Here is a 17,272-nt window from a genome sequence, read left to right as displayed (position 1 = left end):
AGTACCAGTTTACAGCGATCTCTCTTTTCTATGATTCCTTCATCAAGGAAGAATTCGAAGGAGTTAGCGGCATACTCAGTTCAAAATCATACCTATTAAATGAATCGAATATTATTTATGAACAATCAATCAGCAGACAGCGCGTCAATTGGATTCAGTCGTGAAGCGCGTCTTGCCGGTAAAAGTGCGGCAATAAATGAGATCACAAGAGCAATAATTACGATTGTGATGATGTTGGCTGCTGTAATCTGAACCATGTTGAATTTAACGATACTGTAGAGCAGGTGATTAAGCAACGCGCTAAATCCGTAAGCAAAGATTAGTGCGAGAGCTGCCGAGAACAAGCCGATCAGGATTGATTCTGCGGTAAACAGCCTTCGAATGTCCTTCTTGCGCTGTCCCAGCGCACGCAGAATGCCGATTTCTTTTGTTCGCTCAGATACAGACATATACATCGTTACGATGATCATGAGTGCGGAAACGACGAGCGAAATGCCGGCAATCGATGCGAGGACAATCGATGCAATCTGGACGTACTGATTAATCGTGTCCAAAATGTCGCCGACCGTAACGGCCCCATAGGCATATTTACCGTTATCCTTTAATTCTTGAATCTTTTTTGCGACCTGTTTAACATACGTTGAATCGGTGACATTAACGGAGACAAAATTCGCATCCGTAACACCATTATTTTTCTCAATCAATTGGCGCATCGTGTCATAGTTGGTTGCCGCCGGTAGAGTCTGGGCATTGTTTGAAAATCCAACGACCTTAAGGTTACCGATAATCTGAACAGGCTGGTTCTTTTTATTGATCCACTGCATCGTAAGCTTGATTGTTTTTCCTTGAAGCTTTTTATAGGTTTTGGCACTGGTGAGTGCGATCGCCTGGTTCTTATTGATCACAATTTCATTATCTCCGGGTGCATGTCCCGTTTTAATTGTATCTGTAGCAAACCCCTTGGTCCAAGTTTGGATTCCACTGCCGTTTGAATTCTTCTTGTTATAGGACAAGGTGTAGGTGCTTAGCTGATAGCCAGGTTCCACCTTGTTGACGTGCTTTAAGTCGCGCAGGCGGTCAACCTGATCGTTGGTAAGCAGCAGCCTCGATGGGTCATTGGCAAACTGCTGCATGGACTGTTGCAGCTCGGCAGTAGTCGCTTTTTTGCCGGTTGGGTTCTTAAACACAGTAATTGAATTGGGGTTAACCATTGAATTAATTTGGTCCTGCATGAAGGCGTTAACTCCGTTGCCCAGACCACTGAAGAGCAGTACGGCGAATAGTCCGATGGCCGTTCCCAGCATGATAAGCGAATTGCGCCAGAAATTAAAAGTGAGGTGTTTGAATGCATTCCGATAACTTGCTCCGGAAGAAAGCGCTTTTGGTCGAAACTCGTTCTGAGCGTCTGTTGGTAGCTGATAGGCTGGTCTTAGTCTTGTGTCACCGTCGATCTTCCCGTCTGTCAGATGGACAATTCGAGTTCCATAGTTGGCGACCTCTTGAGAATGGGTGACGGCAATGACCAATTTGCCTTCTTCCGCAATTTGCTCCAGAAGCTTGAGTACTTCTGCTGTGTTTCCGGAGTCCAAAGCGCCTGTTGGTTCATCAGCAATGATGATTTCAGGATCGCTGGCTAAGGCCCGTGCGATCGCTACACGCTGCTTTTGACCGCCGGAGAGTTGACTTGGGCGTTTCTTTAAATGCTCGCCCAGACCGACCTTTTTCAGTAAGGCGATGGCCCGTTCTTTTCGCTGGCTGCCGGTGAGCGTAGTCATATCTAAAGATACCAATACATTTTCAACGATGTTGAGATGACTGATTAAGTTGTATGATTGGTAAATGTAACCAATAGTGCTGCGGCGATAGTCATCCAGCTGTTTCTCCTTGGTATGATCCAGCTGATGTCCATCTACGGTTACCTGACCGGTGAATTTACGATCTAATCCACCAATGATGTTCATCAGGGTTGATTTGCCGCCGCCTGATTCCCCTAAGATCGAGACAAATTCACCGCGTTCCAGTTGCAGATTAATACCCTTCAGAACGGGAAATTCTTCTTTTCCTAAAAAGTATGATTTGTGAATGTCATGTAATTCGAGATAGGCCATGTGTCTCCTCCTTTACTAATATCAAGCTTAAATATACGAAAACTAAAACAAAATGTCAACGTTGTTTTAGTTTTTTTGACAAAATACAAGATTACTTTTACAATTATTAGACAAAAGATGAGCATGGAAGTGAACAGTAAATGAAACGAAGCGAACGGAAGAACATGATGCGCGAACACATTCTAAGGACCGCTGCTGAACTGTATTTAAAAGTGGATCCGGACACAATCAAAATGCGTGAATTAGCGCAAACCATTGGCATCTCATCGGCGACGCTTTACAACTATTTTCCAAGTAAAGACGAGTTATCAAAGGCAGTCGTTACGCGAATATTTACTGAGTTTTATGATTCAATCTTGGGGTTTTTAAATGATTCGACGTTAACATTCCCTGAGTGTCTGCAGGGCATGCAACAGTTTTCGAAACAGGCACTCAGTCATGTGAATAAGAAGATGATTGATCTTTTCTTCAAAATGTATCAAGATAATAGTGAAATTAATCTGTTATTTGACAGTAGGAGTGTTTTTTGGAGAAAATTTGTTGCACGCGGGCGAGCGGAAGGATATATTGACGATGATTTGAGCGATACCGCAGTTTTTATCTACATCGACATGTTCTTTCAGTATTTTCGTAATCGGCAGTATATGGAAAAATTTAACATGACTCCGCAATCGTTGCAAAAAATTGATCATGAATTGGACAAGATGTTTTACCGAGGGCTGCTGGGCATTAACGATAGTTGCATTGAAGTTAAAAAGAATTCTGAAAAAAATCTAAGTAATTAGGTAGCAGATAACCAAAATTAATAATCTATAGTTCTTCACTTTTCTAATGGGATGAAACTAAATTACGATACGAGGGAGAGAATTTATGAAATTATTGCTCACATCTGCAGGCATCACTAACAAAAGCATACATGACGCGCTGGTTGACTTACTGGGCAAGCCGATCGCCGACTCCAATGCCCTGTGCATCCCCACTGCGATGTACGGACACCCTTGGGTCGGCCCCGGTGTCAAAACCTGGCAGTTCATCAGTGGGAATTCCGAGAATCCCATGGTCGACCTGGGTTGGAAGTCTGTCGGTGTTCTGGAACTCACAGCGCTGCCAAGCATCGATGAAGACCGCTGGGTGCCACTGGTTCAAGAGACGGATGTCCTGCTGGTGGCTGGTGGCGACGCTCTCTACCTGGGACACTGGATGCGGCAGTCCGGGTTCGCAGATCTCTTGCCATCCCTGCACGCAGTCTATGTGGGAATGAGTGCTGGGAGCATGGTGATGGCACCCAACATCGGGGAAGACTTCGTTGGCTGGACTCCGCCCAACGGTGGTGATGAAGCGCTGAGACTGGTCAATTTTGCAATGTTTCCGCATCTGGATAACGAGATGCTGCCGGGAAACACTATGGCTGCCGCAACGAGATGGGCCGAAGGGATGCAAGGGCCGGCATATGCGATTGACGATCAAACTGCAATCAAAGTGATCGATGGAGCGGTAGAAGTGATCTCCGAGGGACATTGGAAACGATTTTCGCCCTGATATTACTCTGCCGCTAAACATATTAAAAGTAAATTATAAAAGTTTTGAAATGGGTGTCGCTTCTGGTTCGGGGCGGCACCCATTTCATGCAAACCCCTAAAAAAAGTGTCCGTTTTTATCTAACGTAAACTGTTACTTTAGTTTAGCAGTTGTATCAAGCCAAGTGACCCTTGGTTCTTCGAACGTGGAGATGCGTCATTCAGACAAAAAATGACCACAAAAAGAAGAGACCGGGAAGAAAAATCAATGACCGATCGCCTCGCAACTGTCCTCCAAAAATAGAGGTTGACTGCCCGGTGAGAGAAAAGTGACACAGACGCAGAAAAAAGCCGTGAATCCTTGATACATCTAGAATCCACGGCTTTACTTACTATGATTACCCCATCTGGATTCGAACCAGAACATCGCGGCCCCAGAAACCGCTGCCTTACCGTTTGGCCATGGGGTAATGAATCAGAACAAGAAATATTATACCCAGTACAGATTAATAATGCAAGGCTTTTTCTGAAAAAAGTTGAATTACTCCCAAAATCAGGTTATATGAGTGGACAAGGATCAAAAAAGCTATAATGAAAGCAGAATCATTTTTTGATGGGAGGAAGGATGAGTGAATGCGTGTCGCGGAGACGTGATCCGCTGCCCATTACGTGTATCATGTATCGACGCAACGAAAATTTGCCGCAAACGATTAATATAGTTCGTGCCCACACACATAATTTGAAGGATGTGACCGTTCAGATACCGTTGCGAAAACAGGTTGCAATCGCCGGTGTCTCGGGATCGGGAAAGTCGTCGCTTGCAATGGGGGTTCTCTATGCTGAAGGCAGCCGCTGTTATCTTGAAGGACTGTCGGCGTTCACACGGCGTAAACTTCATCAGATGGAGCGCGCAGATGCGGAGAAAATTGAATTTCTTCCGCCAGCGCTTGCCTTGCGCCAGCGTCCTCCAATGCTTGGTCGTCGCAGTACGGTCGGAACCGTGACGGAGATTTATAACCTTCTGAGGCTTATGTTTTCTCGATTGGGGACACATCAATGTCCGAATGGACATAGGGTTAATCCGTCTCTGACGGCTATTTTAAATGAAGAATGTGTGTGCCCGGAATGTGGCATGTCGTTTCCTCTGCCAAGTGCCGAAACGTTTTCATTCAATGCTGCGCTTGGTGCGTGTCCTGAATGCGGCGGACTCGGCGAACGTGCGGAGGTGGACCCCGCACTTGTAATCGCAGATCCTAATAAAACGATTCGTCAAGGCGCAGTTGCCTCATGGCGAGCCGCGGGCCGAGGCTACACAGTGCGGCTCGTCGCACAGCTTGGCGTGCGCATTGATGTGCCATGGCAGAAATTGAGCAAGAAAGAACAGGAGATTGTCCTGCGCGGCAAACAGACAAAGCGACCGCTCACGTTTCACAACCGTGAAACAGGCGAGGAGTATCCAATCACGTTTACCTATGACAATGCTGTTGAAGCGGTGCGGCAATCGCTCGCCGGCGACCGCAATCAGACACGGTATGCACGCATGAAAAAATTTCTAAGCGTGCGTCCATGCGAGCACTGCCATGGAACACGCCTGCGACCGGAAGCGCTGCTTACGCGGTTAGGTGGTTTGTCTATTGCAGAAGCCGCAACATTGACCATCAATGAGCTGAAGCATTTTACAGATGAATTACCGAACCATTTGGAATCGCCGCTTCGGCCTGTCGCAGAGAAACTTGCTGAGGGTATGCGTCGGGAAATTGATCCGATGCTGGAGCTTGGAATCGGTTATTTAACGCTGGATCGGTCCGGTGGAACACTTTCAACAGGTGAACGTCAGCGGCTTGAATTGCTTAATATGGCCAAAAGTCATTCAACAGGCATCCTTTATGTACTTGATGAACCATCTGTCGGTCTGCATCCGGCTAATGTAGCCGGTTTGCAGCGGATTATGCGGCGAATGGTTACGAATGGCAACAGCTTGGTTGTCGTTGACCACAACTTGGAAATCATTCGCGGAGCCGACTACATGATCGAGATGGGACCGCAAGCGGGCGAACGAGGCGGGCAGGTTGTCGCTGAAGGGACACCGAATCAGGTGGCACATATGCCGAATTCAGTGACCGGCAATTATTTATCAAGGCGGCGGATGGTACATGGCCGGAAACAACGCTCTATTAAACAAAATCATTCCTTTGTTGAGATAAGCGTTCATGATCTACACAATCTTCATGACGTAACAGCACGTTTTCCGCTTAATCGAATGACAGCGGTGACCGGTGTTTCCGGAGCGGGAAAGACGGCGTTGATTCAAGGAGCACTCGTTCCGGCAATCCGTACGCATCTCAATAAAACGAGTCTGCCGACATGTGTCAGCCAATTGACCGGTGCAGCCGAAATCCGGCGTATTCTCGTTGTTGATGCGGCACCGATCGGACGCAATGCACGTTCTACCCCGGCGACGTATACCGGCATTTTTGATTTAATTCGTAACCTGTATGCCCAGGCTTCAGCAGAGGCAGGCAGGAAATGGGATGCCGGCTATTTTTCCTTTAATGTGAAAGGCGGACGTTGTGCGGTCTGTGAAGGAAGAGGAGAGATGGCGCTTGACATGCAATATTTGCCGGAGCAGCGCGTCCGCTGTCCGCATTGCGGCGGCACACGCTACGAGCCGGAGACTTTGACGATTAACGTTCGCGGCAAGTCGATTGCCGATGTATTGGAGATGAACATTGATGAAGCAGCTGGGTTTTTCGCTGATGTTCCTGGATTGGTCGAACCACTCCGTCTTCTTCAGAGCGTCGGACTCGGCTATTTACGGCTCGGTGAACCGACACCGGGACTTTCCGGCGGTGAAGCGCAGCGAATGAAACTTGCCGGTGAACTGCAGAAGCATCATCAGGGAACGCTTTATATACTTGATGAACCGTCAACAGGGCTGCATCCGCAAAATATTGAAATGCTGCTCGGGGTATTGGATCGCTTAATGGCTGAGGATTCTACGGTTATTCTCATCGACCACGACCCTGATTTGATCGCAAATTGTGATTATGTCGTCGATCTAGGACCCGGCGGCGGCCCGTCCGGAGGGAAAGTTGTTGCCGAAGGTACTCCTGAGCAGGTTGCGAAGATTTCGGAAAGTCTTACCGGAAATTATCTTGCCAATCGAATGCGCATGGTATCCAAATAGGTGATTTGGCCGATGAGTATTGATCGTTATTTCCTTTTAGTGGCATAATAGAATCAGTCAACGTTATTTTTTTATTGCAAAACAAGGTTCAGATAAAAATATAAAGAGCTAATTACATAGAATTTGATCGCGACTCAGTCTATGTAATAAAAGATCATGAGGAGAGAGTTAACATGCGATTAGTTTTGCTATCAGGCGGGTCAGGAAAACGATTATGGCCACTGTCTAATGATGCACGATCCAAACAATTTCTGAGAGTGCTTGAAGACCAAGATAAGAAGCTGTCTTCAATGGTTCAGCGGGTATTTGGCCAATTGAACGAAGTGGGACTTGGAAAATCAACAGTGATTGCGACGGGAAAGGGCCAAGTGGAGATGCTTGAAAACCAGCTTGGTAAGGATGTGCCTTTAATCGTTGAACCGGAACGTCGTGATACCTTTCCGGCAATCGCACTTGCAGCTTCCTATTTATATACCATGACGGACGCTTCTCTTGACGATGCGGTTGCTGTACTGCCGGTCGATCCTTATGTCGACACCGCTTTTTTTAAACGAATCCTTGACTTAGAGAATTTACTCGATGAAACGAAGGCAGATTTGGCACTTATGGGTGTCAAACCAACCTACCCTTCGGAAAAATATGGTTATATTGTTCCTGTTAAAGGCGAAAATAAATCATTTATTAAAGTGGATCATTTCACTGAAAAACCAACTACGGAACTGGCGGAAACGCTGATTAAAGATTCCGCTCTTTGGAACTGCGGTGTGTTTGCATTCCGTCTGAACTATGTCATTTCCATTTTGGAATCGCTGGGCCTGCCGCTTAACTATGAGGAGCTTTCACAACAATTTGCTAAGCTGCCGAAAATCAGCTTTGACTACGCAGTTGTTGAAAAGGCAAAAAACATTGTTGCGCTGCCTTATGAAGGGTTCTGGAAAGACCTTGGTACTTGGAACACCCTGACTGAAGAAATGGCAACAAAACAGATCGGCAAAGGAATTATCAGCGATGATTCGGCAAACACGAATCTGATTAACGAACTTGATCTGCCGGTGACGGTAATCGGCGTTTCAAATGCGATTGTTGCAGTCAGCCCGGACGGTATTCTTGTTTCGGATAAAGAACAGAGTCCGCGCATAAAAGAAGTAATGAAGGGCTTTGATCAGCGCCCGATGTATGAAGAACGCCAATGGGGTTCCTATCGTGTTCTCGATTATTCACGGTACTCGGTTAATAATGAAGAAGTACTAACAAAAAAGATCGTGATTAAATCCGGTGCCAATCTCAGCTATCATTGCCATCATATGCGCAAGGAAGTATGGACAATTGTCAAGGGCAATGGCCGCTATGCGGAAAACGGCGTGATCCGTTCGATCAAGCCTGGCGACGTTGTCATCGTTACAGCCGAAACGCTTCATGCAATTAAAGCTGATGATGCACTCGAATTGATCGAGGTACAGATCGGCAGTCAGCTGATTGAAGAAGACATTGATCGCAAGTACATGAAGTGGGAAGAAATCGAAGCGAACTGTTCACAGGTTCGCGGATAAAAAAGATGCAAGCTGAGCGGATAGGCGAACCTATCCGCTTTTTTTGGCTGAAATTTTACACAGTGTCCCGATCATAATCTATGGTTCATTAATTAAGAATTACTGGGAAACGATTTGTTATCTTTTTAGTTCGCAGTAGACGGAAGAGGCGCAACATCGTATCAATTGAAAAAACACTAATAATATTAAGAAAGCTGAATTGAAGAGAAGAAGTTAGACCGAATCCAGGGAAAGCTAGACCGAATCTAGTGAGAATTAGACCGAAAAGTAGAGGTTAGGCCGAACCCGATAAAAGTTAGACCGAACCTGGTGAAAGTTAGACCGAATGAAGCAGAGTAACGCGATTGTCTCATACATTTTGTGAATTTCATAATTTCGCTTTAACTTTTGGAGGATTGGCTTTAAGTTTTCCATTGTTGGCTTTCACTTTTCTCAAATTAGCTTTAACTTTTGAGGTTAGCTTTCACTTTCGGTAGGTTGGCTTTAAGTTTTCCATCATTAGCTTTCACTTTTCACGGATTAGCTTTAACTTTTGTATTTCACCACTTTTCTCATTAACTTCACTGCATACTGCGCAGTGCGTAATTACCATGCAACAGAGATTTACTCAATAGTTGCTGAGTTAAGCAGCATTTACTTTTTCCGGATTTTTCCTTGCTTACTGCTTTGTGCTAGAATGCTTAATAGATGAATGTTTGTGATCGTTGGCCATAGCTTGAATGCTTGCAAACATCGTAACTATTGGATAAAAAGGACGGTAAAAAAATGAGTCAATTGAATGTTAAGGCAAATAAAGATGCATTTTTGAAAGATCTCTCCGCGCTCATTTCGATTCCGAGCACGAAGGATGCAACTCAGGCAAAGGAGGGCGCACCATTCGGACCGGGTCCGCTTGCTGCATTGAAAAAAATACTGGAAATGGGTGACAGAGACGGATTCCGCACAAAAATGCTCCAGGGCTACGCCGGCTACATTGAGTACGGTCCGGAAGATGCTGAGGATTACATTGCAGTGCTCGGTCATGTGGATGTCGTGCCTGCGACCGGCAAATGGGCGCATGATCCGTTTACCGCATACGTTGAAAACGGTACTCTTTATGCACGGGGAGCAATTGATGACAAAGGCCCGACGATGGCCGCTTATTACGCGCTCAAAGCATTGAAGGAATCCGGCGTACCCGTTAAAAATCGAATCCGCCTTGTGATCGGAACAGACGAAGAGAGCGGCTGCGAATGTATGGTAAAGTACAATGAACTCGAACCTATGTCACTGTTCGGATTTGCTCCTGATGCAGAATTCCCATTGATTTTTGCTGAAAAAGGTCAGATTCGCGCCTGGATCAAACTCCCGCAGGCTGCCGGTGACGCTCCGGTGCATATCGCTTCCTTCTACTCTGGCGAACGCATCAATATGGTTCCAGACCAGGCTTACGCTATATTGAAAGGTACGGAAGCAGAAAAATGGTCCGGACATGTTCAAGATGAACTCAAAGCAAAAAAGGTACCGTTCACTGAGGAAAAAACAGAACAGGGAATAAAGTTGACAGTAAAAGGTCAATCGGCACACGGATCGGAGCCGGCTGGGGGTGTTAATGCGGCATTTCTGCTCGCTGCCGCATTAAAAGATCTGCCGCTTATTCCAACAGAAAAGGCATTTGTTGATTTGCTTGCTGATACGCTGAATAACGACTTCGGCGGCGAACGTCTTGGAATTAAGTATCATGACGACATTTCCGGTGAACTGACCGTGAACGCCGGTGTCATCCGTTTTGGAGAAGAAGGCGGTACCGTTTCGCTCGATATTCGCTGCCCAATCAAAGCGTCATTAGATGAATTAACCAAGACGCTCACCGCTTCAATTGAGAAGCTTGGCCTTTCTATCGGAGAACTTGGAACAAGCAAACCGCTGTACATGGATCCGAAGCATCCGGCAGTACAAATTTTGAAGAACGTTTATGAAAAACATATGGGTCTTAAGGATGTTGAATTACTGACATCCGGAGGCGGCACCTATGCTCAATATCTTGATGCCGGAGTTGCGTTCGGTGCCTGCATGCCGAACTATCCGTACACCGGTCACCAAGTGGATGAACATGTCAAGGTGGACGATCTGCTGCTTGCGTCGGAAATTTATGCGGACGCAATGGCTGAACTGGGAAATCTTGAAAAATAAATGGATGCCTAAGCGATTATCAAAACCTAATTGCATAGAATAGCAATAGTTATAACGAGGAAAAGTGAATGCTTTTTTCCTCGTTATTTATTTATTGCACTTCCAGGTAAATTAGTGGTTACATTTTTAGACAGAACTTGATAGAATGTGTGAGTAAGAAATTAAAGTTTATTTTTCAAGCTTCCGAACCGTGATAAGCAAAAATAATGCGTGTTCATGCATTTGGTTGTATAACTAGGATGGAAGTTTGACAGACGGTGAAAAGGAAGAGATGACCTGACCCTCGGCGGTGACAATGACATGACAGCTTGATGGAGGAATGAAAAGCAATGGCAAAAGGTGTGTTTTGGCTGTTTCTTTCCGTATTCTTGAATGCGTTCGGGAATGCACTGACGGTGAAGGCAGCGTTCGGTTCGGCACCATGGACGGCGGCGAGCATCAATATTTCGAATGCTACAGGCTTGACGGTGGGAAATGTCCTGATCATTATGGGCATTATCGTTCTGATCGCAGATGATCTTCTCAGACGGCATTGGAATGGAATCAAGGATGTGTTTAATTTTCTCTATATGCTGTCCTTCGGTTATTTAATTGATGCATGGCTCTTTGTTATGCAATCGGTGACGCTGAACGGCTGGGTGCTTCGCATTAGTGTTTGTGTCTTCGGTGTTCTTTGTATTGCAGCAGCGCTGTCCATCTATTTTAAAGTCAACCTGGTGCTTCACCCCTTTGATGATTTGCTTAAAATCTTGCGTGAGAACTATTTGAAGGGTAATGTAGTGCTTGCACAGCGTATTTCACTTGGCATTCCTCTCGCATTAGGGTTGTCTATCGGGCTGTTCCGCCATCAATTACTTGGCATTAATTTTGGAACGGCGGTCAGTTTCCTGTGCATGGGTTATTTTATCCTGTTTTTTGATCGCTGCATTCATCTGCACTTGAATCGTGAAGCAATGCAGCACATGCATGTTCATTTGCCGCAAGTGTTTCATAGGGTAAAGCACTCAAAAGCATAACAATTGCTTGACAATCGTTTTAAGACGGCTAATAATAAATGTACAAAAATAAAAAAAGCGATGAAGAGAAGAAGTAGAGAGTGTACCGTTTTTCCACAGAGAGCTCCGTTTGGTGAAAAGGAGTAAAAACAAATCTCGAACATGGCCTCTGAGCTGCATGAACGAACGACGGCTTTTTCCGAAGTTAAGTCATGACGAGTTAAGGTTCTTGTTGCAAAAACCGGAGTATACGCACCATTCGTGCAGATGTACTCGCTGAGATCGGTCACGTGAGTGTCCGGTAAAAACAAGGTGGTACCGCGGAATAACCCCCGTCCTTAGTCAATCGATTAAGGATGGGGGTTTTTGGTTGAGAAAAAAGTTAAGAATAAGGAAAAGGAAAGGTGATTGGAATGGGTAAAGCTCTTGTGTTTCAAACGGATTTCGGACTTGTGGACGGCGCAGTGTGTGCAATGTACGGTGTAGCGAATTCAGTCGATCCGACATTAAAAATATATGATCTGACACATGACATCCCACAGTATAATATTTGGGAAGCCTCCTACCGATTGCGTCAAACCATTGATTACTGGCCAGAGGGAACGGTGTTTGTATCCGTTGTTGATCCCGGAGTCGGCGCCGCACGCCGCAGTGTGATCGCTCGAACACGACGCAACCAATTCATCATCACTCCGGACAATGGTACGCTCACGCATATTAAACGAATCGAGGGTATCGAGAGTGTGCGTACCTTCGATGAAAAAGCAAATAAATTACCTTCAGCGGGCGAATCATTTACGTTCTTTGGAAGGGATATCTATGCATTCAATGGTGCAAAGCTGGCTTCCGGGATTATTGATTATGAACAGTTTGGAGTGCCCGTTCCGGTTGATTCACTTGTTGAATTGCCGATTATTCCCTCGTATCGTGAAGGCAGCCAGGTAGTTGGAACGATTGATGTTCTTGACGTTCGATTCGGCAATCTTTGGACAAATATCGATCACAATCTTTTTCATGAATTAGACGTGGCACGCGGCGATCGATTGGTGATCAAAATCAAGAACGATACGCGTACGGTTTATAAAAATACAATGGTGTTTGCGCGTTCCTTTGCTGAGGTGGCAATCGGCGAACCATTACTCTACATCAATTCGCTTGAAAATATCGGTATTGCCATTAACCAAGGATCATTTGCGAAGGCGTACAGCATCGGTACAGGAACAAATTGGCATATATCCATCGAAAAGGCGTAAACAAGCATAAAATTCGATAAAAATAAAAATTCCGTTAAGTTGTGAACTGAGCCCCAAAAATTGATGATGAAATCCAATTTTTGAGGCTCAGTTCGTTGATTTTTATGGTGTACCTTAAACGATATCCAGCGGCAGTTTGCGGGACGGATGCGGAAACGCGAGCTCAAGTGAATGCTGTTCTTCTTTGGACAGTCGGATTGCTGCAGCCTGCGCATTCAGCAGTACATGTTCCGGACGACCGGCTTTAGGAATAGCAACAATTCCATCGGTTTCAGCATTACGGATTGCCCAGGCAAGTAGAATTTGGAGCGGCGTTGCCTGGTGATTGGTAGCAGCTTTAACGACGGCAGGGTCTTTAAGCAGTTGAGATTTAAGGGACCCACCTTCAGCCAAAGGGCAATAAGCCATGACCGTAACATGGTGCTCACGCATCCAAGGGAGGAGTTCATACTCAATTCCGCGCGAGCCGAGATGATAGAGAATTTGATTTACAGCACAATTATTCCCTTCCGGAACGGACCATAGATCCTGCATATCCTTCGTATCGAAGTTAGAGACGCCCCAGCGTAAAATTTTACCGGCACGTTTCAATTCTTCCATTCCTCGGACTGTTTCTTCGAGAGGTGTCGCCCCGCGCCAATGCAGCAAATAAAGATCAAGATGATCGGTGCCGAGCCGTTTCAAGCTTTGATCGCATGCTGCTGCAAGCTTTTTCCGTGTCGCATGATTGGGATAGGCCTTACTTACAAGAAAGAGATCGTCACGAATGTCAGTGATTGATTCACCAATGAGCGATTCGGATCGCCCTTCGCCATACATCTCCGCTGTATCAATAAGATTTAAGCCCAAACGAACGCCGAGGCGGAGCGCTTCCTGTTCCGAGGCGCGATTAAACGGATCTTCCCCCATATGCCAAGTACCTTGGCCGATCACCGGAATTTCAGCCCCGTCAGGCAGCTTAATTGACCGTCTATTCATTTCTCGCATTGCGCTGTTCAGTTCATCATCGTTCCATTCCATGAATGATTATTCTCCTTTACTTTTAAGATAATGGCGATTCAGCCATTTCAATCCTTCTCGAGTGCTCAAAGGTTTAAGTTCATGTTGCTGAATGAAAAGCTGCACGGCATGCGGATCGGTTTTTGAATATTCCCGAAGGACCCAGCCGATTGCCTTTTGAATGAAAAATTGATCGGAGTCCGCGTTCAGCAGGATGTATCGAAATAAGCGCGCTTCATTAGTCATCTGCTTGTACTTCAACTGATGTAATAGTGCCGCCCGCCGAAGCCATATATTTTGGCTAACAATCCATTTGTCCGCATAAAGTTCAATCAAATACGGATCGTGTTTAAAAAGTGTTCCGCAGCATTGAGGCGCAATATAGTCGACCGTATCCCACCATGATTTCGTGACGATCAGCCATTCCAATAGCGGCATATGATCAGCCTTCAGCTGCTTTTTAGCATATCCGAGCAAATCAAGCGCAGCTGTCTGGCATTCCCGCATGGGAAGATTCCATAATTGTTTGATTGTAAGGGGAAGCTGGTCCGATTCAGGTAATCCATAATTTCTAATAAAATCGCGGACGATGGCGCGCCGATCGGGAGCTTTAATGCCGAAGAACGGGAATTGATCGCGCATGTAGTGTTTCATTGGCTGGGCGTTTTCTTTGTTTTGATGGATTTCTAACGCTGTAATGAGCGGTCGGATATCGAAGTTCATGTACGATGACCTCTCTTAATGTAAATCGGTGATTTAGTCTTTGTATAACGAAATGAGTGCATCATTCGAAAATAAATTCCTGCTCTCTCCCATGAATTGATCATCTAATCATCCCACAATTTTACGATACTTACGAATGATATGATGTTAAACTTAACACGTTTTCAATGAATCTTCCAACTATTTTAACTTTATAACTCATTCCACTGTTGTAAAATAAAAGTTATGAATCGAATTTGCGAGAATGAAAGACAAGGAGTTACTGTGTCGTGATGCGTTCTGCGTTTATGAAAAAAATTGTTCAATCTGATTATATGAAGGTCTTTCTACTTTGTCTCGTCACTTCCGGAATTATGTTTCTCCCATCGATTATTGCCAATAAAGGCTTATTCACATTAGTCGGAGACTTTAACTATCAACAGATTCCATTTAATATGTTGAGCAACCATGCGATCAAGAGCGGAGACTGGTTTTGGAACTGGTCAACAGATCTCGGCAGCAATTTTATCGCTTCCTACAGCTTTTACACGTTGGGAAGTCCTTTTTTCTGGCTGAGCTTGCTGTTTCCGGCTTCACTTTTTCCGTATGTCATCGGTCCGATGTTTTTATTAAAGTATTGCGTGGCCGGGATGACGGCGTACGGTTATATGCGCCGCTATGTGTCGGACAGCAGATATGCTATGATTGGCGCGCTGCTATACGCCTTTTCCGGATTTTCAGCGGTCAATCTGATGTTTAATCATTTCCATGATGTGGTCGCCTTTTTCCCGCTGCTCCTTGCCGGATTTGACCGGCTGATGCTGGATCGGAAAAAGGGCTGGTTCGCTGCGGCTGTCGCCTTGAACGCTGCCTTGAACTTCTTTTTCTTCATTGGCGAAGTGTTCTTTTTGATTCTCTACTATGTGCTGCGTTATTTGTCGGAGGATTGGAAGTTGTATCTGCGTCGCCTGCCGAGAATTGTCTGGGAAGGCGTGCTTGGAATCGGGATGGCGAGCCTATTATTTGTTCCAGCCATCCTGTTTACCCTTCAGAATCCGCGTCTGGAATCATTCTTGTACGGACCAAACGCACTTGTTTATACGGGCAGCCGTTATCTTGAGCTTATTAAAGCGTTTCTCATGCCTGCGGATCTGATGCCGCATCAGTCGGCAATCTTTCCGTCGGATTTCTCATCGAGCAGCGCTTATTTGCCCTTGTTCGGTCCGGTTCTGATGCTTGCTTTGATGCTCGGTCGCAGAAATTGGATGCGGCGGCTGATGATCGGCTGCCTGATCATGGCGGGGGTGCCGCTCCTAAACAGCGTGTTCTATGTTCTGAATGCGTCGTATTACGCGCGCTGGTTTTATATGCCTGTGCTCGTCATGGCCCTGATGTCAGCGGTGGCTCTCGAGCAGAGAGAGACCATACCATTGAAAAAAAGTTTACTGATTTGCGCATCCGCATTGGCGGCTCTGGCTGCTTTTCTTCTTTTCTATCCCTGGAGCGAGACGCAGCGGAGCGCCGTCTATCACTATGACCAATTCCTTTTTTACTTGGCTGCAGCGGCGGCAGGACTGGCGGCTACCTATTATCTCGTTTGGCGGTTTCGCAGCGCCAAACACTGGCATGCATCCGCTCTGACCTTGACCGTGATTTTTTGCTCCGGTTTAGGACTTTTCAATATTTTTGCGACGCACAGTATTTATGATTATCAGGATGGAAAGGCCATTCAAGATACTGTGGTCAAAACAGGTAGGGAATTGAAACAGCGATTGCCGAAAACGGAGGACTACCGCATCGGTATCAGTGATGACGGATGGAATTTGGCAATGGTTGCCGGTTTGCCGACGGTTAATTCATTTACCAGTATGGTGAACGGATCTATTTTCGAATTTTACAAGTCAATCGGATCGCCCAGAGGGGTGAAGACGATCATTCCAACGGATGCGTATGCACTCAAACCATTACTTTCTGAGCGTTTTTTCGTGAATACGGTAAAAATGGAAGGCTACCCGCTCTACACGAAATTTTATAACGGTACCGGGATGGTCTATGTCTATGAAAACAAGGATGTTTTACCGATCGGTTTTACCTATGACTACTATATTACGCAAAGTCAGTTTCAACATATTACGGATGATTATAAGCCGCAGGTCATGCTCCGGGCAGTGGTTATTAAGGACAGTGACGTATCCAAGGTGAAAAATTATCTTGTGCCTCTGCCTGAGTCCGAGATGTTTACGACTACAAAAGCAGAGTATCGGCAGGATCTTCAGACACGTGCGAAGGAATCGTCGACTTCGTTCCGTCGCGATCACCGAGGTTTTTCAGCAGAGATTAAGGCAAATACGGACAAATTTGCTTTTTTCAGCGTTCCCTATGACAAAGGCTGGTCTGCCAAGGTCAATGGTATCTCTGTACCGATCATTGATGCAGACGGAATGATGATTGTTCCGGTCAACGATGGTGAGAACCACATCCGATTCAATTATCGGACACCGGGGCTTGCATCCGGTGCGGTGATTGCTCTGTTCTCGGCAGCTGTGTTTGCAGTCTATCTGTCATCAGAACGCTTATTTTACCGCAGACGTGTACATCCTTCACGAAATATAAATGAATAAGACAGAATGCCGAAACATGAGTTACTCGTGATTTCGGCATTTTTTTGCACCTTAAATACCTAATTATTGAGTATGTGACCTTTTGCTGCAGCTCTCATGTCAATCAACGTGATTAGCCATCAATAAAACTTTAATGATACAACGCGTTGTATCGACAAATGTGAGATT

General features: G+C 45.6%; 11 protein-coding genes, 1 tRNA gene and 1 other annotated feature. Of the genes, 8 read left to right on the top strand and 4 right to left on the bottom strand.

The window, feature by feature from the left end; genetic code table 11:
* Positions 1-125: 125 nt before the first annotated feature.
* Complete coding sequence (locus AC1MBV_RS04920; RefSeq protein WP_480947676.1) at positions 126-2,108, bottom strand: ABC transporter ATP-binding protein/permease; 1,983 nt, start codon at positions 2,106-2,108, stop codon at positions 126-128.
* 140 nt (positions 2,109-2,248) lie between these two features.
* Between AC1MBV_RS04920 and AC1MBV_RS04915 the strand changes: the two genes are divergently transcribed.
* Both AC1MBV_RS04915 and AC1MBV_RS04910 read left to right on the top strand, forming a co-directional pair.
* The gene (locus AC1MBV_RS04915) at positions 2,249-2,893 is read left to right on the top strand and encodes a TetR/AcrR family transcriptional regulator (RefSeq protein ID WP_255747607.1); all 645 of its coding nucleotides are present in this window, start codon (positions 2,249-2,251) and stop codon (positions 2,891-2,893) included.
* 85 nt (positions 2,894-2,978) lie between these two features.
* Positions 2,979-3,647, top strand: coding sequence for a Type 1 glutamine amidotransferase-like domain-containing protein (locus AC1MBV_RS04910; RefSeq protein WP_480947675.1), 669 nt, complete (start codon positions 2,979-2,981; stop codon positions 3,645-3,647).
* A gap of 376 nt (positions 3,648-4,023) precedes the next feature.
* Here AC1MBV_RS04910 and AC1MBV_RS04905 read toward each other — a convergent pair.
* Positions 4,024-4,095, bottom strand: a tRNA-Gln gene (locus AC1MBV_RS04905).
* Positions 4,096-4,250: 155 nt separating this feature from the next.
* On the opposite strand from AC1MBV_RS04905, the gene AC1MBV_RS04900 reads away from it, so the two are divergent.
* The 5 genes from AC1MBV_RS04900 to AC1MBV_RS04880 all read left to right on the top strand — a co-directional run bounded on the left by AC1MBV_RS04900 (position 4,251) and on the right by AC1MBV_RS04880 (position 12,782).
* On the top strand, positions 4,251-6,812 hold the full coding sequence (locus AC1MBV_RS04900; RefSeq protein ID WP_480947674.1) for an excinuclease ABC subunit UvrA: 2,562 nt from the start codon (positions 4,251-4,253) through the stop codon (positions 6,810-6,812).
* Positions 6,813-6,985: 173 nt separating this feature from the next.
* On the top strand, positions 6,986-8,362 hold the full coding sequence (locus tag AC1MBV_RS04895) for a sugar phosphate nucleotidyltransferase (RefSeq protein WP_480947673.1): 1,377 nt from the start codon (positions 6,986-6,988) through the stop codon (positions 8,360-8,362).
* A 765-nt stretch (positions 8,363-9,127) separates the two neighbouring features.
* On the top strand, positions 9,128-10,534 hold the full coding sequence (pepV, locus tag AC1MBV_RS04890; RefSeq protein ID WP_480947672.1) for a dipeptidase PepV: 1,407 nt from the start codon (positions 9,128-9,130) through the stop codon (positions 10,532-10,534).
* A gap of 329 nt (positions 10,535-10,863) precedes the next feature.
* Positions 10,864-11,550 (top strand): YczE/YyaS/YitT family protein, encoded by a 687-nt coding sequence (locus tag AC1MBV_RS04885; RefSeq protein WP_255747598.1) that lies wholly within the window; start codon positions 10,864-10,866, stop codon positions 11,548-11,550.
* A 51-nt stretch (positions 11,551-11,601) separates the two neighbouring features.
* Positions 11,602-11,872 (top strand) — a binding site (T-box leader).
* Positions 11,873-11,942: 70 nt separating this feature from the next.
* On the top strand, positions 11,943-12,782 hold the full coding sequence (locus AC1MBV_RS04880; protein ID WP_480947671.1) for an SAM hydrolase/SAM-dependent halogenase family protein: 840 nt from the start codon (positions 11,943-11,945) through the stop codon (positions 12,780-12,782).
* A 114-nt stretch (positions 12,783-12,896) separates the two neighbouring features.
* On the opposite strand, the gene AC1MBV_RS04875 is transcribed toward AC1MBV_RS04880, so the two are convergent.
* Positions 12,897-13,802: an aldo/keto reductase gene (locus AC1MBV_RS04875; protein ID WP_304654801.1), complete on the bottom strand. Its 906-nt coding sequence runs from the start codon at positions 13,800-13,802 to the stop codon at positions 12,897-12,899.
* A 6-nt stretch (positions 13,803-13,808) separates the two neighbouring features.
* Entirely contained in the window at positions 13,809-14,492 is a 684-nt protein-coding gene (locus AC1MBV_RS04870; RefSeq protein WP_370645970.1) for a DNA alkylation repair protein, read from the bottom strand.
* 284 nt (positions 14,493-14,776) lie between these two features.
* Here AC1MBV_RS04870 and AC1MBV_RS04865 point away from each other — a divergent pair, with 284 nt between their 5' ends.
* Entirely contained in the window at positions 14,777-17,104 is a 2,328-nt protein-coding gene (locus AC1MBV_RS04865) for a YfhO family protein (RefSeq protein ID WP_255747700.1), read from the top strand.
* Positions 17,105-17,272 lie beyond the last annotated feature (168 nt).

This window comes from Sporolactobacillus sp. PKPK-6, from assembly GCF_056678885.1.
Note: the sequence above shows the minus strand (reverse complement) of the source record. Positions and strands in the feature narration are given on the sequence as shown.

What these genes read in the sequence shown, in the direction of transcription:
- AC1MBV_RS04920 (WP_480947676.1), bottom strand. Translation starts at nt 2,108, where the DNA reads ATGGCCTATCTCGAATTACATGACATTCACAAATCATACTTTTTAGGA.
- AC1MBV_RS04915 (WP_255747607.1), top strand. Translation starts at nt 2,249, where the DNA reads ATGAAACGAAGCGAACGGAAGAACATGATGCGCGAACACATTCTAAGG.
- AC1MBV_RS04910 (WP_480947675.1), top strand. Translation starts at nt 2,979, where the DNA reads ATGAAATTATTGCTCACATCTGCAGGCATCACTAACAAAAGCATACAT.
- AC1MBV_RS04900 (WP_480947674.1), top strand. Translation starts at nt 4,251, where the DNA reads ATGAGTGAATGCGTGTCGCGGAGACGTGATCCGCTGCCCATTACGTGT.
- AC1MBV_RS04895 (WP_480947673.1), top strand. Translation starts at nt 6,986, where the DNA reads ATGCGATTAGTTTTGCTATCAGGCGGGTCAGGAAAACGATTATGGCCA.
- pepV (WP_480947672.1), top strand. Translation starts at nt 9,128, where the DNA reads ATGAGTCAATTGAATGTTAAGGCAAATAAAGATGCATTTTTGAAAGAT.
- AC1MBV_RS04885 (WP_255747598.1), top strand. Translation starts at nt 10,864, where the DNA reads ATGGCAAAAGGTGTGTTTTGGCTGTTTCTTTCCGTATTCTTGAATGCG.
- AC1MBV_RS04880 (WP_480947671.1), top strand. Translation starts at nt 11,943, where the DNA reads ATGGGTAAAGCTCTTGTGTTTCAAACGGATTTCGGACTTGTGGACGGC.
- AC1MBV_RS04875 (WP_304654801.1), bottom strand. Translation starts at nt 13,802, where the DNA reads ATGGAATGGAACGATGATGAACTGAACAGCGCAATGCGAGAAATGAAT.
- AC1MBV_RS04865 (WP_255747700.1), top strand. Translation starts at nt 14,777, where the DNA reads ATGCGTTCTGCGTTTATGAAAAAAATTGTTCAATCTGATTATATGAAG.